We start from the raw sequence: 22,974 nt of genomic DNA, 5'->3' as shown, positions 1-22,974 counted from the left end.
CACGCCGGGCTCACACCCGGGGCGACGGCTCCAGCAGCTCCTCGGGCCGGGCCGGCATCCGGCGCGCGGCCCGCCCGGGTTCGAGGAGCGCCCGGGCGACGATCCAGCCCGCGAGGTGCGGTGCAGGGCGGCGGCCGTGCGGGCGCGGGCCGGCGCGGCCGGAGGGACCTCCTCCCGCAGCCGGCCGTCCGACGAGCTCCTGGGCCGGACCGAGCGAGGGCGGGAGCGCGGACATCAGCCGGATTTCGAGCCGCTTCACAGCTCACCGACGTCCCTTTGCGAGTTGACCAGGGACGAACGGGAACGGAAGGGCGACGTCCGGCCAGGAGCGTCCCAGGCGGGACGAGCCTGGCCGGAATCGTGTGGGCTCCGGCTCACAGCCTCGGGTCGACCGGCTCCGACTCCAGCGCCAGCACCCCGAACACCGCCTCGTGCACCCGCCACAGCGGCTCGCCCTCGGCCAGCCGGTCCAGGGCCTCCAGGCCCAGGGCGTACTCGCGGATCGCCAGGGACCGCTTGTGGTTGAGGAAACGCGAGCGCAGGCGGGTGAGGTTCTCCGGGCGCGTGTACTCCGGGCCGTAGATGATCCGCAGGTACTCGCGGCCGCGGCACTTGATGCCGGGCTGCACCAGGCGGCCCTGGGTGTCGCGGACGAGCGCTCCGACCGGCTTGACGACCATGCCCTCGCCGCCGCGGCCGGTCATCTCCAGCCACCAGTCGACGCCGGCCTGCACCGACTCCGGGTCGGCGGTGTCGACGTACAGCCGCCGGGTGGTCTGGAGCAGGCCGCTGCCGTCGTGCTCGACGAGCCGGTCGAGCAGGGCGAGCTGCTCGTCGTGCGGCAGCCCGGTGAGGCTGCGCCCCTGCACCGCGAGTATCTGGAACGGTGCCAGGCGGACACCGTCCAAGCCGTCCGTGGTCCAGCAGTAGCGGCGGTACGCCTCGGTGAACGCGGCCGCGTCGGTGGCGCGTTCACCGGTGCGGGACAGGAGGCCGGTCACGTCCACGCCCCGCGTCGCCGCGCCCTGCAGGGCGGCCAGTGCCTGCGGGAGCACCGCGCCGGACGCGGCGCCCACGGCGGCGTACTGCGACCGCAGCAGCCCGGACGCCTTCAGCGACCAGGGCATCAACTCGGCGTCCAGCAGCAGCCAGTCGGTCTCCAGCTCGTCCCAGAGGCCGGCCTCGCCGATCGCCGTGCGCACCCGGTCGAGGATCTCCTCGGTGAGGGCGGCGTCGTCGAGGAAGGGGCGCCCGGTGCGGGTGTAGAGGGACCCGGTCGGGCCGTCCACGCCGAAGCGCTTGCGGGCCGCCTCCGCGTCCCGGCACACCAGGGCCACGGCCCGCGAGCCCATGTGCTTCTCCTCGCACACGACCCGCGCGACACCGTCGTCCTTGTACTGGGCGAACGCCTCCTCAGGGTGCTCCAGGTAGCCCTCGACGTGACTCGTGGCCGTCGGGGCCATGGTCGGCGGGAGGTACGGCAGCAGGCGCGGGTCCACCGCGAAGCGGCTCATGACCTCCAAAGCGGCGGCCGCGTTCTCCTCGCGGATCGAGACGCGGCCCTGGTGCCGGGTCTCCACGACCCTGCGGCCCCGCACGTCCGCCAGGTCCAGCGGGCGGCCGTCCTGCCCGCCGGGGGCCTCGCTGCGCAGCGGCTTCGCCGGCTCGTACCAGACCTGCTCCGCCGGGACGTCGGCCAGCTCGCGCTCCGGCCAGCGCAGCGCGGTGAGCTTGCCGCCGAAGACCGCGCCGGTGTCCAGGCAGATGGTGTTGTTGAGCCAGGTCGCCTCCGGCACCGGGGTGTGGCCGTAGACGACGGCGGCCCGGCCCCGGTAGTCCTCCGCCCACGGGTAGCGCACCGGCAGGCCGAACTCGTCGGTCTCCCCGGTCGTGTCGCCGTACAGGGCATGGCTGCGGACCCGGCCGGAGGTGCGGCCGTGGTACTTCTCGGGCAGACCGGCGTGGCAGACGACCAGCCGGCCGCCGTCGAGGACGTAGTGGCTGACCAGGCCGTCGAGGAACTCCCGTACCTCGGCGACGAACTCCTCGCTCTCGCCCGCCATCTGCTCGATGGTCTCGGCGAGGCCGTGGGTGTGCTGGACCTTGCGGCCGCGCAGGTAACGGCCGTACTTGTTCTCGTGGTTGCCGGGCACACACAGCGCGTTGCCGGACTTCACCATCGCCATCACGCGGCGCAGCACGCCGGGGCTGTCCGGGCCGCGGTCGACCAGGTCGCCGACGAAGACGGCCGTACGGCCCTCCGGGTGGACCCCGTCGACGTAGCCCAGCTTGCCGAGCAGCGCCTCCAGTTCGGCGGCGCAGCCGTGGATGTCGCCGATGATGTCGAACGGGCCGGTGAGGTGGGTCAGGTCGTTGAAGCGCTTCTCGGTGACGACCGTGGCGTGCTCGATCTCGTCGACGCCGCGCAGGATGTGCACCTTGCGGAAGCCCTCGCGCTCCAGGTGCCTGAGGGAGCGGCGGAGTTCGCGGGTGTGGCGGTGGATGACCCGGCGGGGCATGTCGGCGCGGTCGGTGCGGGCCGCGTTGCGCTCGGCGCACACCTCCTCGGGCACGTCGAGCACGATCGCGATCGGCAGGACGTCGTACTGCCTGGCCAGGTCGATCAGCTGGCGGCGGGAGTCGGGCTGCACGCTGGTCGCGTCGACGACCGTGCGGCGACCTGCGGCCAGGCGCTTGCCGGCGATGTAGTGCAGGACGTCGAAGGCGTCCTTGGTCGCGCTCTGGTCGTTCTCGTCGTCCGAGACGAGACCGCGGCAGAAGTCGGACGAGATGACCTCGGTGGGCTTGAAGTGCCGGCGGGTGAAGGTGGACTTGCCGGAGCCGGTGGCTCCGACCAGCACCACCAGGGACAGGTCGGTGACGGGCAGCACGCGCCCCTGCTGTACGTCGGTCATGCCGCCTTCGCCTCCTTCGGCGTGGTCAGGGTGAATACGGCCATCTGGGTGGGCGGCCCCACCTCCGGGTCGTCGGGGCCCACGGGTTCGAACCCGACGCCGTAGCCGTGCCGTTCGGCGACCGCCTCGGCCCAGGCGCGGAACTCCGCGCGGGTCCACTCGAAGCGGTGGTCGCCGTGCCGGACGTGGCCGGCCGGGAGGGACTCCCAGCGCACGTTGTACTCGACGTTCGGGGTGGTCACGAGGACCGTCCTCGGGCGCGCCGAGCCGAACACCGCGTACTCCAGGGCGGGCAGCCGGGGCAGGTCGAGGTGCTCGATGACCTCGCTGAGCACGGCGGCGTCGTAGCCCTTGAGCCGGACGTCGGTGTACGCGAGGGAGCCCTGGAGGAGCTGGACGCGGGAGGCCTGCCGCTCGCCCATGCGGTCCAGCTTCAGCCGCCGGGAGGCGATGGTGAGCGCGCGCATCGACACGTCCACGCCCACGATCTCGGTGAACGCCGGGTCCTTGAGCAGCGTCTGCACCAACTGGCCCTGTCCGCAGCCGAGATCGAGGACCCGGGCGGCTTTGGACTGCCTCAGCGCCGTGACGATCGCCTCGCGGCGCTGCACGGCCAGCGGGGTCGGCTTCTCCTCGGCCTCGGTCTCCGCCTCGACCGCGTTGTCGATCTCCTCGACCTCGCTGTCGTCGGTCTCGGCGAGCCGCACCAGTTCCAGGCGCTCGGTGGCCTGCCGGGTCAGCGACCAGCGGCGCGACAGGTAGCGGCTGGTGATCAGCCGCTGCTCGGGGTGGCCGGGCAGCCAGCCCTCGCCCACGCGCAGCAGCTTGTCGACCTCGTCGGGGGCGACCCAGTAGTGCTTGGCGTCGTCCAGGACGGGGAGCAGGACGTAGAGGTGACGCAGGGCCTCGGCGACGGTGAGCGTGTCCGATTCCAGGACGAGGCTCACGTACCGCGAGTCGCCCCAGTCGGGGAACTCGGTGTCGAGCGGCACGGGCTCGGCGGTGACGGTCCAGCCGAGCGGCTCGAAGAGCTTACGTACGAGGTCGGGGCCACCGCGGGCGGGCAGTGCGGGCACCTCGACGCGCAGCGGCCTGGTCTGGCCGGGGAGTTCCGGCCGGGCGTTGCAGACGCCCTTCATCGCGCTGGAGAACACGCTGCTCAGCGCCACGGCGAGCAGGGAGGAGGCCGCGTAGGGACGGTCGTTGACGTACTGCGCGAGTGCCGCGTCGGGGGCGCCGCCGCGGCCCTTGCCCTTGCCGCGCCTGACCAGTGCCACCGCGTCGACCTCCAGCAGCAGCGCCGCCGTGCAGCGCCCGGCGTCCGCCTCGGGGTAGAGGACGTGGGCCGTGCCGTAGGAGGTGGAGAACGCCTGCGCCTTGTCGGGATGCTTGTGCAGCAGGTAGCCGAGGTCGGTGGCGGGGCGCTCTGGGGTGCCGGTGGTACTGATCGTCAGGAACATGCGGAGGGCCTCTCCGGCTGGGTGGATGTTTTCGGTGCCGTACGTGCGAGAGCCCCCAGGACGGGTGATCCTGGGGGCTCGGCAGGACGACGCCCACAGCTTCGCACACCTGTGCCCACCAGCGCCTTCGTTTAACGAGGGCTGCCGGGCGGGCCCGCCTACGACAGCTGCGACTGCACCTGCGCGGAGATCAGCTCCAGGTGGTCCAGGTCGTCGAGGTCGAGGACCTGGAGGTAGATGCGGCGGGAGCCGGTCTCGGCGTAGCGGCCGATCTTGTCGACGACCTCGGCGGGGGATCCGGCCAGGCCGTTGAGCTTCAACTCGTCCACCTCGCGCCCGATCGCGGCGGCCCGGCGGGCGACCTCCTGGTCGTCGCGGCCGACGCAGACGACGAGGGCGTTGGAGTACGTCAGGTCGTCGCCGCTGCGGCCCGCCTCCTCGGCGGCGGCGCGTACCCGGGCGAACTGGCGCGCGCTGTCCTCGACGGAGGCGAACGGCATGTTGAACTCGTCGGCGTACTTGGCGGCCAGCCGCGGGGTGCGGGCCGGGCCGTGGCCGCCGACGAGTACGGGGATCTTCTCCTGGGCCGGCTTGGGCAGGGCGGGAGAGTCCGTGAGGTCGTAGTAGGTGCCGTGGAAGTCGAAGGTCTTGCCGGGGGCCGTCGCCCACAGGCCGGTGACGATCTCCAGCTGCTCCTCGAGGCGGGCGAACTTCTCCTTGGGGAAGGGGATGCCGTAGGCCTTGTGCTCCTCCTCGAACCAGCCGGCGCCGAGGCCGAGCTCGACCCGGCCGCCGGACATCTGGTCGACCTGGGCGACCTGGATGGCCAGCACGCCGGGCAGCCGGAAGGTGCCGGCGGTCATCAGGGTGCCGAGCCGGATGCGCTTGGTCTCGCGGGCGAGTCCGGCCAGGGTGACCCAGGCGTCGGTGGGGCCGGGCATGCCGTCCACGTTGCCCATGCGGAGGTAGTGGTCGGAACGGAAGAAGGCGTCGAAGCCGAGGTCCTCGGTGGCCTTGGCGACGGCGAGCAGAGTGTCGTAGGTGGCCCCCTGCTGGGGCTCGGTGAAGATGCGAAGATCCATGTTTCCATCCTGCACGCCGGGGTGTGCGAGCACGGGATCGGTCCCCCATACCGGCCGGTCCATCGGTCCCCCGTACCGGCCGGTCCCCGGTCGGGTGAAATTACGTCAATACCGCGGGGCCCGGGCGACCGGGCCAGTGACCGGCCCCGATGGTGATCGTTGGCTCGGGCGGAGCCGGAGCCCCCGGCTTCCGCACCGGGGGGGTGGACCGCCGGGGCGTCACCCGCGTCGGCCTCCCCGGGGGCCAGGGGCCGAGGAGGCCGTCATGTCCGAAGAGACCGTGCCGCAGCAGGGCGGGACCGGGCAGCCGAAAGGGCTGTTGCAGCAGATGGAGGAGCTGATGGCGGCGTTGAACGCGGACCTGTCGGCCTTGGACGCGGACCTTCAGGCGGCGGGGGATGCCGAACGCAAGGTCATGGAGGAAGGGCAGGCGGGTTAGGGCTGTCGTCCGGATCAGGTCGCAGGGAATCGACTGCGGCCTGCCGTCCCCGCGTCTGCGGCGTGATCCACACGGCGGGCCCCCAGGACCGGCCCTACCCCGCCTCCCGCTCCGGCACCGTCTGTTCCCGGTCCGCGAGTCTGCGGAGCATTTCCAGGACGCGGTCGCGGGACTCGTCCGCCGCGTCGATGGCCTCCATGCACTGCCAGTACGTGCCCTCGTCGCCGGCTGCGCTGGCCAGGGCGACGAGGGCGATGCCGACCTCGCCGAGGAGGCCGCCGAGGTGCATCAGGGTGTGGCGGGCGTCGCCCAACTCGGTGAGCTGGCCCGCCCGCAGCTCACCGGGGGCCAGTTCCGGCGGGTCGAGGACACCGCAGCCCCGGCCCGCCAGCTCCGTCAACCCCAGTGCCTCGCCGCGCAGTTCGGGTGGTCCGGCGACCGCCAGGCGGCTTCCTATGGCTTGCGCGAGGGCCTGCGCCTGCCACACCTCGGCCAGGGTCTCCCGCGCGTCGCCGCCCGCCGCCAGGGACCGCCTGCTCGTCACGATGAGCCGCACCGCGTCCATGCGCTGCCCCCGTCTTGTCCGACGCGCTGCGCGCGTCCGTCTGCCCGCACTCCCTTGTTCACTACCCAGAGTGAAGGGGTGTGAGACGAAAAGCCAGAGGAAGGTGGAAAATTGCGGACAACGATTCGGATTCGAGCCGCGATTTGATTACGCAGTGTACAAGCGGACTTCTTCGTTCTGAGCGATGAGACGGTGCCGCTAGATCGGGAACCTCCGCTCGTTCCGGTCGATCTTCGCCTCCAGTGCGGCCAGCGGGTCGATGCCGAGCACCTCGCACAGCTGGAGCAGATACGCGAGCACGTCGGCGACCTCGTCGGTGACGCGGTGGGCGGTGTCCGGGTCGGCCATGACCCGGGCCGACTCCTCGGGCGTCAGCCACTGGAAGATCTCCACCAGTTCGGACGCCTCGACGCTGAGGGCGGCGGCCAGGTTCTTGGGGGTGTGGTACTGCTGCCAGTTCCGCGCCGCCGCGAAATCGGCCAGGCGACGTTGCAGTCCGGCCACGTCCAGGGGATCAGTCACGGTCCAGGTGTACCACCGTGGCTCCCTCCGTCCCGGCGGCCCAGGAGCCGTCGCTGACCGCGCCGACCAGCCGGATGTGCCCCCGCTCGCACATCCGGGCCGCGAGGCTCAGCAGTTCCCGCCGTTGCCGTGGGTCCAGGCCCCGGTCGAAGCCGTCGGCGAGGACCGTGAGCGTCTGGAGCGCGGCGGGCACCTCGCCGGCCGGGTCGACCTCCAGCACACCGGGTCCGGTGAGCAGCACCAACGCGAAGGCCAGGTAGCGGAGTTCGCCGTGGCCGAGCCGCCCGAGGTCCGTGCAGAATCCGTCGCCCCGGTCCACGGCCGCGGTGACCGTTCCGGCGCCGGCCGGCCGGGCGAGCACGTCCGTCACCGGCCCCGCGCACCCCGCCCGCACCGCCGCGACGAACTGCGCATGCCGCCGCCCGCACTCCGCGCGGGTGCGCCAGAGCACGTCGGCGAGGTTGCCGCAGCCGCCCAGGAGACGGCCGGAGCCGGCCGGCACGGGGCCGCGCATGCGGGCGGGTTCGGGGTCGCAGGCGAAGGCCGAGCGCAGGGCGACGACCATCTGCTCGGCGGCCGCCAGCACCCTGCGCTGCCCGGATGTCTTGCCGGCGACGCGCAGCGGCAGCAGGGCGGTGCCGAGCCGGTCGTCCGGGAGCGGGCCGCGGGTCACCGGCGTCGGCCCGGCCGTGTGCCAGGCGGCCTGCACGGCACGCTTGCCCGGATCGCGCAGGGCGGTCTCCAGGAGGACCAGTCCGTCGGCCGTCAACCGCTCGCCCACCACGCGCAGTTCGGGCTCGGCCTGTACGGCCACGTCGAGACGGACCGGGCCGGCGGGGCCGTCGGCCGTGCAGCCGATGCGGAACCCGCGGCGGCGCTGCGCGTCGGGCCGGGCCCGTTCCGGCACGCAGGCGACGGGGTCGGGGAACGCCTCACCGAGCTCGGCGCCGCCCCCGAGCCGGGCGAGGGCCTCGTACGCCCGCAGTGCGCTGGTCTTGCCGCAGCCGCTGGGGCCGGCGAGGAGGGTGAGGGGCCCGAGCGGGAACGCGGCGCGGCGGTGGGTGGTGAAGGCGGCCAGGCGCAGTTCGGTGATGCAGGGGCGCTCGGGGAGGGCGGGCTGGGTCATATCCGGACGGTAGGGCTCCGTCGGCAGGACGAACCGTTCCGTCTCCGGGGGCTTCCTACGATCGAGCTACGGTCACACCCCGGGAAGCCCCGCCCCTTCCATCAGCCCCGTCACCTCGGTTCCGGCCGGCGTCAGCAGGAACACGTTGCGGTCCACCCGGTGCATCCCGCTCGCCAGGCCGAAGACCACGCCCGTGCTGAAGTCGAGGACCCGCTTGGCGACCTCCGTCTCCGCGCCGGTGAGGTCGAGGAGGACGGGGACGCCCGCCATCAGCCGCTCGGCGACGTCACGGGCGTCGGCGAAGACGTTCACGCGCAGGACGACGAAACGGCGGCGGGTCTCCGTCTCGGCCTCGGGTATGGAGCGGTGGCCCACGGAGGACGGCCAGGCGTCCCGGCCCCGCAGCGGCACGACCTGGGCGAGCCCCTCCCACTGTTCGTCGGTGACATCGTGGCTGTTCACCGGCATGCTCCGTCCTGGCTGGCGCTCGCTGTCTGCATCGGGCAATTCTTGCGCAGAGTCACCCGTTCGGCCCAACAGCGACACGCTCCGCGACCTCAATGCACCTCACAACGTCCGGAAGGCGGCTGTGTGACGGGCGTAACCCCTGATGATCAAGCCGTGTGACAGTGGCGTAACGGGCGTTTCGTACCGTCTACGGCATGACCACGACCCCCGGAACCCGGCAGGAGACGCAGCAGGTGCGCACCGTCTGCTCGTACTGCGGTGTGGGCTGCGGCCTCGTGCTCGACGTCGGTGCGGGTCCGGACGGCCGACGCAAGATTTTCAAGGCGTCCGGCGACAAGGCGCACCCGGCGAACGCGGGGCGGCTGTGCACCAAGGGCGCGACCACGGCCGACATGCTCGCCGCGCCCGGGCGGCTGACCGGCGCGCTGGTGCGCGGCGAACGGGGCGAGGAGGCGGTCCCGGCGCCCGTGGCCGACGCGATCGCCGAGACCGCCGCGCGGCTGCGGGCGATCGTCGACGAGCACGGGCCGGACGCGGTCGCCTTCTACGTCTCCGGGCAGATGAGCCTGGAGGCGCAGTATCTGGCGAACAAGCTGGCCAAGGGGTTCGTGGGGACGAACCGGATCGAGTCGAACTCGCGGCTGTGCATGGCGAGTGCGGGCACCGGCTACAAGCTGTCGCTGGGTGCGGACGGCCCGCCCGGGTCGTACGAGGACTTCGATCAGGCGGACGCCTTTCTCGTCATCGGGTCGAACATGGCCGACTGCCATCCGATCCTCTTCCTGCGGATGATGGAGCGGGTCAAGGCGGGCGCCAAGCTGATCGTCGTCGATCCGCGGCGGACCGCGACCGCCGCCAAGGCCGATCTGTTCCTGCAGGTCAGGCCGGGGACCGACCTCGCGTTGCTGAACGGTCTGCTGCATCTGCTGCACGAGGACGGGCACACCGACCCGGAGTTCGTCGCCGCCCATACCGAGGGCTGGGAGGCCCTGCCCGGGTTCCTCTCCGACTACGCCCCGGCCGCGGTCGCGGAGATCACCGGGATCGCGGAGGACGACCTGCGGACGGCCGCCCGGCTGATCGGCGCGGCGGGCAAGCGGTGGATGAGCTGCTGGACCATGGGCCTGAACCAGTCCACGCACGGCACCTGGAACACCAACGCCCTGGTCAACCTGCATCTGGCGACGGGAGCGATCTGCCGTCCGGGCGCCGGGCCGTTCTCCCTGACCGGGCAGCCCAACGCCATGGGCGGGCGCGAGATGGGCTACATGGGCCCGGGGCTGCCGGGACAGCGGTCGGTACTCGTCGACGAGGAGCGGGCGTTCACCGAGGAGGTGTGGGAGCTGCCGCCCGGGAAGCTGCGGGCCGACGGGGTCGGGCAGGGCACCGTCGAGATGTTCCGGCAGATGGCCGACGGGGAGATCAAGGCCTGCTGGATCATCTGCACCAACCCGGTCGCCTCGGTCGCCAATCGCCGGACGGTCATCGAGGGTCTTGAGGCCGCCGAGTTCGTCGTCACGCAGGACGTGTTCACGGACACCGAGACGAACGCGTACGCCGATGTCGTCCTGCCGGGCGCGATGTGGACCGAGGCGGAGGGCGTCTTCGTCAACAGCGAGCGCAACCTCACCCTGACCCGGGCCGCCGCGGACCCGCCCGGGGAGGCGATGGCCGACTGGCGGATCATCGCGGAGGTGGCGTGCGCGATGGGGTACGAGAAGGGGTTCTCCTACGACAGCGCCGAGCAGGTCTTCGAGGAGATCCGGCGGTTCTGGAACCCGAAGACCGGGTGGGACCTGCGCGGGGTGTCCTACGAGCGGCTGCGCGAGACGCCCGTGCAGTGGCCTGCGGCGCGGGAGGACGGGCCCGAGCGCAATCCCATCCGGTACGTCGGTGACGACGGGCTGCGTTTCCCGACGGCTTCCGGGCGGGCCGTCTTCTTCGCCCGGCCGCATCTGCCCGCCGCCGAGATGCCGGACGACGACTATCCGTTCGTGCTCAACACCGGGCGGGTCCAGCACCAGTGGCACACGCTCACCAAGACCGGGAAGGTCGCCAAGCTCACCAAGCTGAATCCCGGGCCGTTCGTGGAGCTCCACCCCGCGGACGCCTCGGCGCTCGACGTCGCCGACGGCGACCTCGTCGAGGTGGCCTCCCGGCGCGGGCGGGCCGTGCTGCCGGCGGTGGTGACGGACCGGGTGCGGCCCGGCGGCTGCTTCGCTCCGTTCCACTGGAACGACCTGTTCGGCGAGTACCTGAGCATCAACGCGGTGACGAGCGACGCGGTGGATCCGCTGTCGTTCCAGCCGGAGTTCAAGGTGTGCGCGGTGTCGCTGGCGAAGGTGGGGGCCCCTGTGCCGGCGGAACCGTCCGAGGCGCTGACCCCCACCGCCGTCACCCCGGGCACCGCGAACCCCTTCGGCATCGAGCCCTCCCCTCCCCCGGTGCTCTCCGCCCAGGAACGCCGGTACCTCACCGGCTTCCTCGCCGGGCTCGGCTCCGGCACCGTCGGCGGTGTCCCGGTGCTGCCGCCCGACGCGCCCTTCGCCCCCGAGCACGCGCTGTGGGTGAACGGGGTCCTGGCCGGCATGTACTCGCGGACCGGGGCGGCCGAGACGCAGGACCGGCCCGGCCGTGAGGTCGTCGTGCTGTGGGCCTCGCAGACCGGGAACGCGGAGGAGTTCGCGACCGCCACCGCCGAGCGGCTGACCTCGACGGGGCACCGTACGACCCTCGTCGGCATGGACGACGCCGACGTCGGGACGCTCGCCCGGACGGCGGACCTGCTGTTCATCACCAGCACCTTCGGGGACGGCGACGCGCCCGACAACGGCTCCGGCTTCTGGGACTCGCTCTCCGGCGAGCGGGCCCCGCGGCTGGACGGGGTGCGGTACGCCGTGCTGGCCTTCGGCGACTCCTCGTACGACGACTTCTGCGGGCACGGACGACGGCTGGACGCGCGGCTCGACGAGCTGGGCGGGGTACGCCTGACCCCGCGTACGGACTGCGAGCCGGACTTCGAGCCGTCCGCCGGGGAATGGCTCGACCAGGTGCTGTCGGCACTGGGTGAGAGGTCGGCCGTCCCGGCCGAGAAGCCCAGGACGAGGTCCAAGCCCGTCACCACCGCCCGGCTGGTCGGCAACCGGCTGCTCAGCCGGGCGGGTGCCGGCAAGGAGGTCCGGCGGTTCACCTTCGACACGAGCGGGACGGACCTGGCGTACGAGGCCGGGGACGCGCTCGGCGTGCGGCCGGTCAACGCACCCGCCCTCGTGGAGGAGTGGCTGGCGGTGACCGGGGTGGACGCCGGGTCGGCCGTGACGGTCGACGGTGTCGGTGAGGTGCCGTTCGGCGAAGCCCTGCACCGGCATCTCGACATCACCCGGATCACCCCCGATCTGCTGCGCTTCGTCGCCGAACGCGCCCGGGACAAGCACGAGTTGCGCAGGCTGCTGCGGCCGGACAACAAGGACGGGCTGGCGCAGTGGAGCTGGGGGCGGCAGGCCGTGGACGTGCTCGCCGAGTACGCGGTGCGGGCGAGCGCCGAGGAGTGGGCGGGGGTGCTGCGCAGGCTCCAGCCGCGGCTGTACTCCATATCGTCCAGCCCGCTGGCCGATCCGCACCGGGTGTCGCTGACGGTGTCCGTGGTGCGGTACGAGAATTTGCACGGCCGGGCGCGTGGCGGCGTCTGCTCGCCGTTCCTCGCGGACGCCGAACCGGACACGGAGGTACCGGTGTACGTGCAGCGCTCGCCGCACTTCCGGCCGCCGGCCGACGCCTCGACGCCGATGGTCATGGTCGGCCCGGGCACGGGCGTGGCGCCCTTCGTCGGCTTCCTCGAGGAACGACGGGCGCTCGGCCACCGCGCCCCCAACTGGCTGTTCTTCGGGGAGCAGCACCGGGCGACGGACTTCTACTACGAGGACGAACTGACGGCGCTGCTCGACGAGGGCACCCTCACCCGGCTGGACACCGCCTTCTCCCGGGACCAGCGCAACAAGGTGTACGTGCAGGACCGGATGCGCGAGCACGGGCCGGAGCTGTGGCACTGGCTGCGCGACGGGGCCCGCTTCTACGTCTGCGGCGACGCCTCCCGGATGGCGAAGGACGTGGACCGGGCACTGAGGGACATCGCGATGGCGCACGGCGGGCTGGGCGAGGCCGAGGCCGCCGCCTATGTGAAGCAGCTCGCGGCGGACAAGCGGTACATGCGGGACGTGTACTGAGCGCCGGGCCTCACTCGCCTCACACCGGACTCTTCACCTCCGTCCGGGACCCGCTCACCGGCGGCGGTTAGCGTCCGTCGGCGTGTACTCGGCAGAAACCACGCTGGTGGTGCCCGGCTCGCGCACGCAGCCGGCGGTGTCCGCGCCGCCGGCTCCCCCGGCCCAGTGGCACCGCGTCCTGACCCTGCTCGCCGACATCGGTCTGCTGATCGGTACGCGGGCGGTGTGGACGACGGCAGCCGCTCACCGGCCGGCCGTGGCCGCGGTGATCTCGCTGTGCTACGCCTCGATCCTGGCGTGCGGGGTGCTGGCCCTGGTCGTCCGCCGGGCCCGGTCGCTGGCCCGGGTGGACCTGTGCGTGCTGGTGACGGGCGTGACGCTCACCCTGTGCGCGTGGATCATGCTCCACCACGGCTCCGACGAGGCCCTCCTCACCACCCAGGCGGCGCGCGAACTGGCCGCGGGGCGCCCGGTGTACGGGCAGCCGTGGCCCTGGCTCTTCGGCCACGGCGTGGCCCTCACCCCGACGGTGACCGGCGGCTACGACTTCACCTACGGCTATCCGCCGCTGGCGCCGCTGCTGACCGTGCCGCTGCTGTGGCTGGGCCACGGCGGCACTCCGGCGACGGCGGTGAGCACGGGCGCACTGATCGCCGGGACGGTCGTGCTGTGGCGGCTGTTGCCGGCGCCGTGGCGGTCGGCGGCGACGCTGGTGTGCCTGGGCTTCGGGATGCTGCCGTCGTACGGGCGGCTCGGCTACCCGGCGGTCGTGGCGCTGGCGCTGCTGGTGCCGGTGGTGGTGCGCTGGCCCCGGACCGGTGCGGGCGGGCGGCTCGGGGCGGCGGGTCTGGCGCGGGCCGCGTGTCTGGGGGTGGCGTGCGCGGCGCAGCAACTGCCCTGGTTCCTCGCTCCGTTCCTGCTGGCCGGGATCTACGCGGTGCGGCGCGGTGAACTGGGCGGCCGGGCGGCCGCGCTGGTGGTGGCGAGATACGCCGGGGCAGCGGCCGTCGGGTGGCTGCTGGTCGACGCGTACTTCGTGGTGAGCGAGCCGGGGCGCTGGTTGACGGGGATCGCCCTGCCGCTCACACAGGGGGCGGTGCTGCACGGCCAGGGCGTGGTCGGCGTCTCGCTGTATCTGACGGACGGCAGCGACCGGATCGACTGGTACTCCCACGCGAGCCTGCTGCTCCTCGCCGGGCTGCTCGCGCTGTTCGTGCTGTTCGTACGGCGGCTGGGCCCGGCCGCGACCGTGCTGCCCTGGTGCGTCTTCTATCTGGCGACCCGGTCGCAGGACGGCTACTACCTGCTGATGACGCCCTTGTGGCTGGCGGCGGCGGTGACCGCTCCGGCGTCGGCGTTCGCCGGGGCGTGGCAGCCCCGTGCGGGCCCGCTGTCCGGGCCGCACGGCCGTCCGGCGCGTGTCGCCGCGACGGTTCTGCTGCTGGCGCCGGCGCTGGCCGGTGCGGCCGTGGCGGCGACGGGCACTCCGCCCCTGCGGATGCGGGTCACGGCGGCCCGGCACCCCACCGCGGCGACCGTCTCCCGTCTCGCCCTCCAGGTCACCAACACCGGGGACACGGCCCTCACCCCGCACTTCACCCTGACCACCGGCCAGGGCATGGACCCGTACTGGCGGGTCGTCAGGGGCCCGCGCACCCTGCCCGCGCACGGCACCGCCCGCTACGAACTCCGGGCGCCCGCAGGCAGGTTCGTCCTGCCGGGGCCGGGTGTCCGGATCCGGCTGCGGGCGTTCACGTCGTCGCCGCAGACCCTGTCGAGCGCGGATGTGCGGCGCGAGGTGCGCGGCGAGGGCTGAGGGGGTTCCGGACGGTGCCCAGCGCGTGGATCTGCGCGTGGAAGAGGACTGTCCCCCGTTCGTCCGGCCCTATCTGTTCGGCGGAGGGTGCGACAGCCAGCCGCCCACCTCGTCCATGGCCGCCGCGAAGTCGGCGCGGTCACTGTCGAGGAAGGCCTTGAAGAACCAGTTGGGCACGCGGGCCTGGTGCAGCCGCGTCCGCAAGAGGACATCCTGCGCCTGCCGGGCCAGGACGAGCAGGCCCATGGTGTCCGTGGGCGGCATCCCCGCTTCGGCGTACTCCCGCATGCGCGGCAGGATCACCGACCGCGCAAGCTCACGCACCGCTGCGGTGTCGCGCTGTGTCCGGTAGGTGTCGACGCCGAGCAGGAGCAGGCCGAGCGAGGGAACGAACCAGTTGACGAGGACGGAGAGGAGCGCCGCCTCGGTCACCACTCCCACCAGCACCCCTGCCGCCACCCACACGACGACGCCACCCTGAACGGCGACGGCGTAGCGCCGTCGTACACGGGCGCCCCAGGCGAGGTTCTGCAGGATGCAGGAGAGGACATCCAGCGGGCGGGGCAGGTCCGGGATCTCGTAGTAGTCGCGCAGCCTCTCCGCGGACCCTTTGTAGCGCCGGGCGAGACGGCTGACCTCGTCGGCCGAGGGAGCGCTTCCGGCCAGGACCTCGTTCCAGGGGAGCTCGTAGAGCCGAGTGTCGAAGGCCTCCTGCAACAGCGCCGCTCTGCGGAACTCGCGCTCCGTCCAGGAACTCGCGCCGGCTGAATAGACGAGGGCCCAGAGGAAGCCCGCGACAGTGAGGGTCTCCTGCACCGAGGTGACGAAGACGCCGAGCACGGCGCCGGCGGCGAGCAGGAAAGAGACGGACATGTGCACAGCGGCCAGTTGCCGGGCCCGGGCGTGGGACGACTCGCCGGCTCGCAGGATCTTCTGTAAGTCCTCGTTGTTCTGCCGCTGCGTTATCGGCACGGGCAACGGATGGCTCACGGCTCCCCCCAGTCCCCTTCGGGTGCACAGCACACTACGCGGACACCCTTGTCGATCGTTCCCCGTCGGCCCGACGAAAATCGCCGAACGTATTTGGCGGAGCGCCTCGGCGGCCTACCCTGATCGAGTTGCGGTACAGGCGCCGTGTGAATGCTGCGGCACGGGGGGAGTCACGGATGCCACAACAACTCGCTGCGCAGGACGCGCGGCGGCGCCACATCCTGCGCCAGGTCGTCGGAGTGCTGGGAGATTCACCCGCCCTCACCGACGCACGGGGAAGGCAGCAATGGCGGCGCGAGCTGGCGCAGTTGCTGGGGGGCCAGCCGTGGGGCGAGTTACCCACCGCGCACCAGGAGTTCCTGGAGGTCGTGCGGATCTGTGAGGCACGGGCTGACGGCCTGTCCCTTCTGCTCGACGCCACCGCTTTGGTGGCGCCACTCCTGGAGGACCATCTTGCCCCTCTGGTCGAGGAGTTGTACGCCCTGCAGTTGTACGAGGGCCGTGACTGGACGGCATTGCGCCGTGCTCTGCTGATCACGCTGCCGGGACTCGATGTGACGGTCGCGCAGATCACGGGCGACCGCATCCGGCTGCCCGCCTACTGCACCGACGCCTGGCAGGCGTTCCTGCACCTCTCGGGCCGTGCCACCATGCCGGATGCGGTACTGCCTCCCGGCATGGTGCTGTTGGAGCATCTCGCGCTGCACGAGGACCTGGCGTCGTGCGTGGGTGAGTTACAGGGCTGGAACGATCACTTCGCCGAGGTGTGGAGCCTGGCCGATCTCGACGGCGGACTGACCGACCTGCGCAATGCGCTGGGACACAGGCGTCCGACGGTCACAGGACCAGCCGTCGGCGAACCGGAGCCCTCGCCGCCGCCGGCGCAGATTCCCTCGGACAGCAAGCAACGCCCGGTCATCCGGCTCTACTTCAAGCTGACCCCGGACCTGATGCCGACTCAGGGCTCCGGCAGACGGCAGAACCGCAAGAGACAGCGCTACTGGGTCTCCGCCCGGGTGAAGTACGCGGAATCCTCGCAGTTGCACCATGCCAAGGAGGGCGAGACGCAGCAGCCCGTCCCCCGGTCCCAGGTGCCGACGACGGTGGCCGGCCTGCTGACCCGCATGGCTTCGCTGTGGCACGCGCGGGCCGAGGACGTGGTGCTGGAGTTCTTCCTGCCGACCGAGTTGCTCAACGAGCCGGTGGAATGGTGGGACCGTGACCCCTCACTCGCCTATCCCAACCCTCTGTTCAGCAAGTACCCGGAGATCGTTCTGCACAGCCTGGAACGACTTCAGCGACGCGACGCGCATCAGGTCTGGCGTCTGCGCTGGGCACGCTGGAAGGATTCTCAGGACAGGGACGACACCGTCCACTGGTGCGACCAGCAGGGGCATGCCGTGCCGACGTACCTGCAGTGGCTGGACGCGACGATAGGCGCCAGGCAGGACGTCGTCGCCATGGTGCTCAGCGAGCCGCCGACGACCGGGAACGAGGCGGGCTTGGGGGAAGTTCGCGTGGGCATTGATCTGGGCATCCCTGTCTTCATACACCACCGTGATGTGACGTCCGAACAGTTCCACAGCATGGTCCGGGACGGCCTGTCCGAAGGCGGTCTAGCGGGTTTTCCATCTCAGGCACGACAGTGGAAGAGCGATTCCCAAACGCGTCCGCACGGCAGTTCCCATGACGCCGCCCAGCAGCTCTGCGTCGTCTGGGACGACCCCGAGCAGTTGCTGAGCGGCGGTGCGGGAGCGCCTGCCGCCTTTGTAGGGGGGATTGAATGAGTTCGTCTCAGGCAGGACTGCTTCCGTCCGAGGCTCACGAGCCCGGTGGCCTGCTGTACAGCGGAACCGGTGCCTCCTTCACCGACGAGACTCCGTACGAGGAACGCGTCTGGCCGCCCGGCCCGCGCTGGCGCACGTTCGACGGAGGTCCGGTGCAGCCCAGGCCGCCGGAGGACGGTGAGGCGGACCGGCGGCTGGGCCCGCCCACGGCCCGTCGACGACCACCGGCGTCCGAGGTCCGCATGGTCAACGCGGCCATCCTGCTCAGGCGTCCACTGCTGGTGAGCGGCCGGCCAGGAGTCGGCAAGTCGACCCTCGCCTACCGCATCGCCCGGGAGCTGGGACTCGGACGGGTCCTGCAATGGCCGGTCACCAGCCGTACGACCCTGGCCTCGGGACTGTTCGAGTACGACGTGCTCGGACGCGCCCAAGCGGGCCAGGCATGGTTCGCCGCACAGGAACGAGCCGCCCAGGAGGAGGGTTCCGGAAACGGTGCGCCGGCGCCCGCCCTGGACATCGGCGATTTCATCCAACTCGGGCCTCTGGGCACCGCGTTGCTGCCACACCGGTTACCGCGGGTCTTATTGATCGACGAGCTGGACAAGGGCGATGCGGATCTCCCGAACGACCTGCTCTCCTTGTTCGAGGACGGGTGGTTCGCCGTTCAGCCTCTCGTTCGGGTGAAGCGTCAGGTCGACACCGTCACCGTCCATACGGCAGATCCAGGACAAACGGCTTCGATTCATAACGGAATCATTAAAACTCGATCATTTCCGATCGTGATCATGACCTCGAATGGTGAACGAGAGTTTCCTGAGGCGTTTATGCGCCGATGTCTGCGTCTTGATATACCGGACCCCGACCCAGAGGCGCTGGGCGAGCTGGTGGCCGCACACTTCGGGGACTCGCTCGGAGACGAACAGGGAAGGCTCGTCCGGGACTTCATGACACGCAGTGCGGAGGTCGATGGGCTGGCCGCGGACCAATTGCTCAATGCGGCACACCTGGTCACGTCCGGCGCACACTCCTACCGTGATGAGGATCGTGCCGAGTGGCACGCCGTCCTAGACGCCATTTGGCACCCATTGAATGGAGACGGGGCGGACTGGGGTGCCTGACCGATCGCCGGAGATCAACGGTCACGCTGCGGCCGACGGACGGCGGAGCCCGTCGCCCGCCGCGGACACTTCCGGCATGCCCGTCCGCGACCTCCATCCGCGGGACATCGCGGACGCACTCTGGCTGGCAACGCATCATCCAGAACTCGCGGTCGACGGGCACCCACGCGTCGCCAGGAATGTTCGTGCCCCCCAAGCGAGTCCTGGAACGAACGGCCCCGCCGCCCTTGATACGCCTCAGGACGCTTCGCCCACTCCCCGCTTCCCGCGCAGAGAGCAGAACGAGGACTTACCCCGACAGCACGACGACACGGCCCGCGGCACGTCGGATCACCCGCTGTGCGAGCCGATGCCGGTCCCCCTGGTGCGCCTCAGCGAGGGCGTCCAGGTCGACGCGTCAGGCGTGGGCACCATCGAGGATGTCCGACCTGTCAGGCCCGTACGCAACCACACGCCCGCCCTGCAGCCGCGTTCCTTCGCCCGCGCCCTGCGCCCCCTGCGCCGACCCGTGCCGGACCCTGACGAGCCCCGGATCGACCTCCAGGCCACGGCCGAACGCCTCGCGGTCGCGGCTGGGCTGCCTCCGGTCTTCTGCCCGGGGCCGGGGCCACGGTGGAAAGCGGTCCTCCTCATCGACGTGGCCCCCCGAATGGCCGTGTGGAGCGAAACGGCCGAACAGGTCATCGGCCTGTTCCGCACGTACGCCGGCTTCGGGGACTTCAGGGTGCTCCATCTCGACACCCGTTCGTCCGGCGACGGTGTGACCGTTCGGCTGCCGGGTTCCGGCGAGAAGCAGTCACCGCGGCGCCTGGTGGACCACAGCGGACGGACGTTGATCTTCGTCCTCACCGATGGCCTGGGGCCGGCCTGGCAATCAGGTGGCGTGCAGGCACATCTGGCCACCTGGGGGCGGCACCAGCCGGCGACCGTCCTCCACGTGCTTCCCCAGCGTCTGTGGCACCGCACCGCCCTGCAAGCGCAGCGCGTCCGGCTGCACGCGTCCGGGCCCTGGCAGGCCGGCCCCACCTGGGAGTACGTCGGGTCGGCCGGCGAGACCGGCCAACACGGCAAGCAGACCGTCGTCCCCGTGCTGGAGCTGTCCGGCAGCTGGCTGTCGCCGTGGACCGAGTTCCTCGCCGGCGACACGCCACGATGGACCGAACTGGCGGCCCTCGTCCTGCCCCGGGGGGCGCGACCGCCCGCCGAGCCGGCACCGGCTCCCGAGCGCGCCGACAGGAGCGCGGCCGAACGGGTCGCCCTGTTCCGGGTGTGGTCCTCTCCCGACTCCTTCGAATTGGCCACCCGACTCGCCACGGCGCCGCTCGAGTTGCCGCTCATGACGGCGCTGCAGATGCGGACCATGCCCCGCACCGGCCCGGAGCATCTGGCCGAGTTCCTCATGAGCGACCTGGTGGAGCCCGATCCGTCAGCGGGTGAGGCTGCTTTCTCCTTCCGCCCCGGGGTTCGTGCGGAAGTGCTGGCGGCGAGCAATCGGCAGGCGACGGAACTGGCGACAAAAACAGCAGCCGAGTTGCTCGCACCGCACAGTGGCGCAGCCCGGGAAATGCTGGCATACCTGGATGGGGCAAGCACCTCGAACCCACGAATTACTGACGCAGACCGGCACCTGCGGGAGATAGAACAGACGGTGCTGAGATCACTCTCCGGCGCGCATGCGCGCCGGGCCCAAATCATCGGGCAACTCATTCGGGCGCATGAGGAATCGAAACAGCACATGAGTAAATCGACACGCGGCGACCGGCACACCACCCCAGACACGGAAAGCTATGGCATAGTGACTGAACCGAACTCCCCCGAGGCGACGGTGCTCACCGAGCAACTCGGCCAGGCTGATGCCGGCCCCCTTTCAGGAGACGCCACAGTGGTCACCGGTTACTCCGCCACAGCACCGCGGACAACTATTGATCTTGGCCGCGCCTCGACGCCTGCTTCCGCGCGCCCCGCCGTATGGGGGAATATGCCGCCCCGAAATCTCGTATTCACCGGGCGCGAAGATCTCCTGCAGCGGCTCGAGCGGGAACTGCGGGGCGGCCCCACCGCCGTCCTTCCCCATGCGCTGCACGGCCTCGGCGGAGTCGGAAAATCCCAGCTCGCGCAGGAATACGTCTACCGACAGGCGAATCAGTACGACATCGTCTGGTGGATCCCGGCCGAGCGCCCCACCCAGATCGCCCAGGCTCTGGTGGAACTGGCCCACCGGCTGCACCTGCCGGTCAGCAGCGAGGCCATCACCGCCGTGCCGGCCGTGCTGGAGGCACTGCGCACTGGAAATCCCTACGGTAAATGGCTTCTGGTTTTCGATAACGCCGAGAGTCCCGAGGCCGTGCAGGACTTCTTCCCCAGCGGATCGGAGAATGGGCCCAACGGCTCCATCATCGTCACCTCACGCAACCCCCAGTGGAACACTCTCGCCCGACCACTTGAAGTCGACGTGTTCGAGCGCGAAGAGAGCATTCAACTACTTCAACGCCGCAACCCTGACCTGTCCGACGAGGACGCAGATCAGCTCGCCCACGTCCTGGGTGATCTGCCACTCGCGGTTGAACAGGCCTCGGCCTGGCGAGCCGAGACGGGAATGCCTGCGGCCGAGTACCTACGCCTGTTCGCAGAGAAACGCGCAGAACTGATGACTGTTTCCCCTCCCACACACTACGAGCAGACCGTCGCCACCGCTTGGAACGTCTCGCTCGACCATCTGGCGAGCAAGAATCCCGCGGCCCTGCAACTGCTGCAGATCTGCGCATACTTCGCTCCCGAGCCGATCGCGCGTTCTCTCTTCTCCGGGGCTCCGGTCCAGCCCATCGCGCCGGATCTGGACCGGGCCCTGACCGACCCCCTGCGACTGGCCCGGGCCATCCGTGAGATCAACCGCTACTCGCTGGCCAAGATCGACCACCGCAACAACAGCATCCAGATGCACCGACTGGTGCAGGCGGTGCTCATCGCCCGCATGACGGACGAACAGCGCCAGCGCATGCGACAGGGCGCGCACCTGCTGCTCGCGGCCAACGCGCCCCGCGATCCGCGAGACCCTGACCACTGGGGGCGGTTCGGTGATCTGTACCCACATGTGGTGGAGTCCGGCGCGATCGAGTCAGAGGTCGGCAACGTCCGGCAACTCGTCATCAACACGGCGGAATACCTCTACTACTGGGGCGACCACGAGAGCGCCCGCGAGTTCAGCCAGAAGGCGTACGAACGCTGGAAGGAGAAGTGGGGCGAGGGCGACCAGCAGACACTGCTCCTCTCCCGTGGTCTGTGGTACGTGCTGTGGCGCATGGGCCGCTACGGAGAAGCCGCCGAGCTCAGCCAGCGCATGCTGACCGCCGTGCAGCAGTTCGAGGGCGACGCGGAGGAGGAGCTGCTGTCCACCATGGGGTCGGTCGCGATCGACCGCCGCTCGCACGGTGACTTCCTCGGGGCCCTGCAGATGGCCCGCGAGGTCCACGAAAGGGCCGTACGCGCCTACGGCGAGGAAGACCCGCTGACGCTGGACCACACCCACAACCTCGCTGTCGCCCTGCGGGCCTGTGGCCACTACCGCGAGGCCCTGAAGCTGGACGACGAGACCTGGCGCCGCAATGTGCTGATCTACGGCGAGGAGGCCTACGACAGCCTCCTGTCCGAAATGGGTCTGGCGCTCGACCGGCGCGAGGCCGGCGACTACGCCCTCGGCGTGCGGATGTTCGAAGAGATCGTGGAGAAGTACCGCAGCGTCTTCGGGGAGACCAACCCGCACACCCTGCGGGCTGCGGCCCGACTGGCCGTGTCGCGGCGCAAGGCCGGCGACCACGAGTCCGCCTACGAGCTCAGCCGCCAAGCCAGCAAGGCGCTCATCGACCGCTACGGCGAGCGCAGCCCGGACTCGCTGGTGGCCTCCCTCAACCTGTCGGTCGACCTGCGGCAGATGGGCGACCTCGACAACGCCCTGAAGCTCGGCGAAAAGACTCGGGACCTCTACGGCGAGGTCTTCGGTTCCCACCACCCGGACACGGTCGCGGCTGACATCGACCTCGCCATCACTCTGCGGCTGGTCAACCAAGTGGAAGCCGCGCGCTCCCTGAACGAGAGCGCGCTGGAGCGGGCGCGCACGGCACTGGGCGACGACCACCCCACGGTGCTGGTATGCGCCGCCAACCTCGCCAGCGACATGTACGCCCAGGGTGACGCCAGCGGCGCTCTCGAACTGGACCAGAGCACTCTGGAGCGGGTGAAGGCCACACTGGGCGAAGAGCACCCCACCGCGCTGGCTCTGATGAACAACATCGCCTGTGACCTGCGCGCACTACGACGGGCCGAGGAAGCCGAGGCCATGCACGCCATCGCCGTGGAGGGGCTGCGGGCACAGCTGGGAGCCAACCATCCCGGCTGCGTCGACGCCGAGGCCTGGCGGCGCTCCAACTGCGACGCCGACCCGATGCCGTAGACCGCCCGGGCCGCAC

At 71.0% G+C, this 22,974-nt stretch carries 15 protein-coding genes; 6 read left to right on the top strand and 9 right to left on the bottom strand.

Features of this window, described 5'->3' with window-relative positions:
• Nucleotides 1-10 precede the first annotated feature (10 nt).
• From AB0G20_RS23015 to AB0G20_RS23000, 4 genes are all read right to left on the bottom strand, one after another.
• Entirely contained in the window at nucleotides 11-259 is a 249-nt protein-coding gene (locus AB0G20_RS23015) for a hypothetical protein (RefSeq protein WP_361305382.1), read from the bottom strand.
• A 115-nt stretch (nucleotides 260-374) separates the two neighbouring features.
• Nucleotides 375-2,915: a polynucleotide kinase-phosphatase gene (locus tag AB0G20_RS23010; protein WP_361305380.1), complete on the bottom strand. Its 2,541-nt coding sequence runs from the start codon at nucleotides 2,913-2,915 to the stop codon at nucleotides 375-377.
• Complete coding sequence (locus AB0G20_RS23005; protein ID WP_361305378.1) at nucleotides 2,912-4,375, bottom strand: 3' terminal RNA ribose 2'-O-methyltransferase Hen1; 1,464 nt, start codon at nucleotides 4,373-4,375, stop codon at nucleotides 2,912-2,914. The genes AB0G20_RS23010 and AB0G20_RS23005 overlap by 4 nt, the downstream gene beginning before the upstream one ends.
• A gap of 158 nt (nucleotides 4,376-4,533) precedes the next feature.
• Complete coding sequence (locus AB0G20_RS23000; protein WP_361305376.1) at nucleotides 4,534-5,457, bottom strand: LLM class F420-dependent oxidoreductase; 924 nt, start codon at nucleotides 5,455-5,457, stop codon at nucleotides 4,534-4,536.
• A gap of 265 nt (nucleotides 5,458-5,722) precedes the next feature.
• Between AB0G20_RS23000 and AB0G20_RS22995 the strand changes: the two genes are divergently transcribed.
• Nucleotides 5,723-5,896, top strand: coding sequence for a hypothetical protein (locus tag AB0G20_RS22995; protein WP_361305374.1), 174 nt, complete (start codon nucleotides 5,723-5,725; stop codon nucleotides 5,894-5,896).
• 94 nt (nucleotides 5,897-5,990) lie between these two features.
• On the opposite strand, the gene AB0G20_RS22990 is transcribed toward AB0G20_RS22995, so the two are convergent.
• The 4 genes from AB0G20_RS22990 to AB0G20_RS22975 form a co-directional block, all read right to left on the bottom strand.
• Nucleotides 5,991-6,461, bottom strand: coding sequence for a DUF6099 family protein (locus AB0G20_RS22990; protein ID WP_361305372.1), 471 nt, complete (start codon nucleotides 6,459-6,461; stop codon nucleotides 5,991-5,993).
• A 198-nt stretch (nucleotides 6,462-6,659) separates the two neighbouring features.
• Nucleotides 6,660-6,983, bottom strand: a complete 324-nt coding sequence (locus AB0G20_RS22985) for a nucleotide pyrophosphohydrolase (RefSeq protein ID WP_361305370.1) — start codon at nucleotides 6,981-6,983, stop codon at nucleotides 6,660-6,662.
• Nucleotides 6,976-8,109 (bottom strand): ATP-binding protein, encoded by a 1,134-nt coding sequence (locus tag AB0G20_RS22980; protein ID WP_361305368.1) that lies wholly within the window; start codon nucleotides 8,107-8,109, stop codon nucleotides 6,976-6,978. The genes AB0G20_RS22985 and AB0G20_RS22980 overlap by 8 nt, the downstream gene beginning before the upstream one ends.
• A 72-nt stretch (nucleotides 8,110-8,181) precedes the next feature.
• On the bottom strand, nucleotides 8,182-8,577 hold the full coding sequence (locus AB0G20_RS22975; RefSeq protein WP_031134653.1) for a cell division protein SepF: 396 nt from the start codon (nucleotides 8,575-8,577) through the stop codon (nucleotides 8,182-8,184).
• A gap of 194 nt (nucleotides 8,578-8,771) precedes the next feature.
• Between AB0G20_RS22975 and AB0G20_RS22970 the strand changes: the two genes are divergently transcribed.
• Complete coding sequence (locus AB0G20_RS22970; protein WP_361305365.1) at nucleotides 8,772-12,800, top strand: bifunctional nitrate reductase/sulfite reductase flavoprotein subunit alpha; 4,029 nt, start codon at nucleotides 8,772-8,774, stop codon at nucleotides 12,798-12,800.
• A 136-nt stretch (nucleotides 12,801-12,936) separates the two neighbouring features.
• The gene (locus AB0G20_RS22965; protein ID WP_361305836.1) at nucleotides 12,937-14,616 is read left to right on the top strand and encodes a hypothetical protein; all 1,680 of its coding nucleotides are present in this window, start codon (nucleotides 12,937-12,939) and stop codon (nucleotides 14,614-14,616) included.
• Between the two features lie 69 nt (nucleotides 14,617-14,685).
• On the opposite strand, the gene AB0G20_RS22960 is transcribed toward AB0G20_RS22965, so the two are convergent.
• The gene (locus tag AB0G20_RS22960) at nucleotides 14,686-15,588 is read right to left on the bottom strand and encodes an S-4TM family putative pore-forming effector (RefSeq protein WP_361305363.1); all 903 of its coding nucleotides are present in this window, start codon (nucleotides 15,586-15,588) and stop codon (nucleotides 14,686-14,688) included.
• A gap of 194 nt (nucleotides 15,589-15,782) precedes the next feature.
• Between AB0G20_RS22960 and AB0G20_RS22955 the strand changes: the two genes are divergently transcribed.
• The 3 genes from AB0G20_RS22955 to fxsT all read left to right on the top strand — a co-directional run bounded on the left by AB0G20_RS22955 (nucleotide 15,783) and on the right by fxsT (nucleotide 22,958).
• Nucleotides 15,783-17,393 carry a hypothetical protein gene (locus AB0G20_RS22955; RefSeq protein WP_361305361.1) on the top strand — a complete coding sequence of 537 codons (1,611 nt, stop codon included), beginning with the start codon at nucleotides 15,783-15,785 and terminating at the stop codon, nucleotides 17,391-17,393.
• Nucleotides 17,394-17,635: 242 nt separating this feature from the next.
• Nucleotides 17,636-18,511, top strand: a complete 876-nt coding sequence (locus tag AB0G20_RS22950; protein WP_361305359.1) for a MoxR family ATPase — start codon at nucleotides 17,636-17,638, stop codon at nucleotides 18,509-18,511.
• A 76-nt stretch (nucleotides 18,512-18,587) separates the two neighbouring features.
• Nucleotides 18,588-22,958, top strand: a complete 4,371-nt coding sequence (gene fxsT / locus AB0G20_RS22945) for an FxSxx-COOH system tetratricopeptide repeat protein (RefSeq protein ID WP_361305357.1) — start codon at nucleotides 18,588-18,590, stop codon at nucleotides 22,956-22,958.
• Nucleotides 22,959-22,974 lie beyond the last annotated feature (16 nt).

The sequence above is a fragment of the Streptomyces sp. NPDC024017 genome (assembly GCF_040638895.1).
Classification (GTDB): Bacteria; Actinomycetota; Actinomycetes; order Streptomycetales; family Streptomycetaceae; genus Streptomyces.
Note: the sequence above shows the minus strand (reverse complement) of the source record. Positions and strands in the feature narration are given on the sequence as shown.

Coding starts and splice junctions, on each gene's coding strand:
- AB0G20_RS23010 (WP_361305380.1), bottom strand. CDS start 2,915: ATGACCGACGTACAGCAGGGGCGCGTGCTGCCCGTCACCGACCTGTCC.
- AB0G20_RS23005 (WP_361305378.1), bottom strand. CDS start 4,375: ATGTTCCTGACGATCAGTACCACCGGCACCCCAGAGCGCCCCGCCACC.
- AB0G20_RS23000 (WP_361305376.1), bottom strand. CDS start 5,457: ATGGATCTTCGCATCTTCACCGAGCCCCAGCAGGGGGCCACCTACGAC.
- AB0G20_RS22995 (WP_361305374.1), top strand. CDS start 5,723: ATGTCCGAAGAGACCGTGCCGCAGCAGGGCGGGACCGGGCAGCCGAAA.
- AB0G20_RS22990 (WP_361305372.1), bottom strand. CDS start 6,461: ATGGACGCGGTGCGGCTCATCGTGACGAGCAGGCGGTCCCTGGCGGCG.
- AB0G20_RS22980 (WP_361305368.1), bottom strand. CDS start 8,109: ATGACCCAGCCCGCCCTCCCCGAGCGCCCCTGCATCACCGAACTGCGC.
- AB0G20_RS22975 (WP_031134653.1), bottom strand. CDS start 8,577: ATGCCGGTGAACAGCCACGATGTCACCGACGAACAGTGGGAGGGGCTC.
- AB0G20_RS22970 (WP_361305365.1), top strand. CDS start 8,772: ATGACCACGACCCCCGGAACCCGGCAGGAGACGCAGCAGGTGCGCACC.
- AB0G20_RS22955 (WP_361305361.1), top strand. CDS start 15,783: ATGCCACAACAACTCGCTGCGCAGGACGCGCGGCGGCGCCACATCCTG.
- AB0G20_RS22950 (WP_361305359.1), top strand. CDS start 17,636: ATGGTCAACGCGGCCATCCTGCTCAGGCGTCCACTGCTGGTGAGCGGC.
- fxsT (WP_361305357.1), top strand. CDS start 18,588: ATGCCCGTCCGCGACCTCCATCCGCGGGACATCGCGGACGCACTCTGG.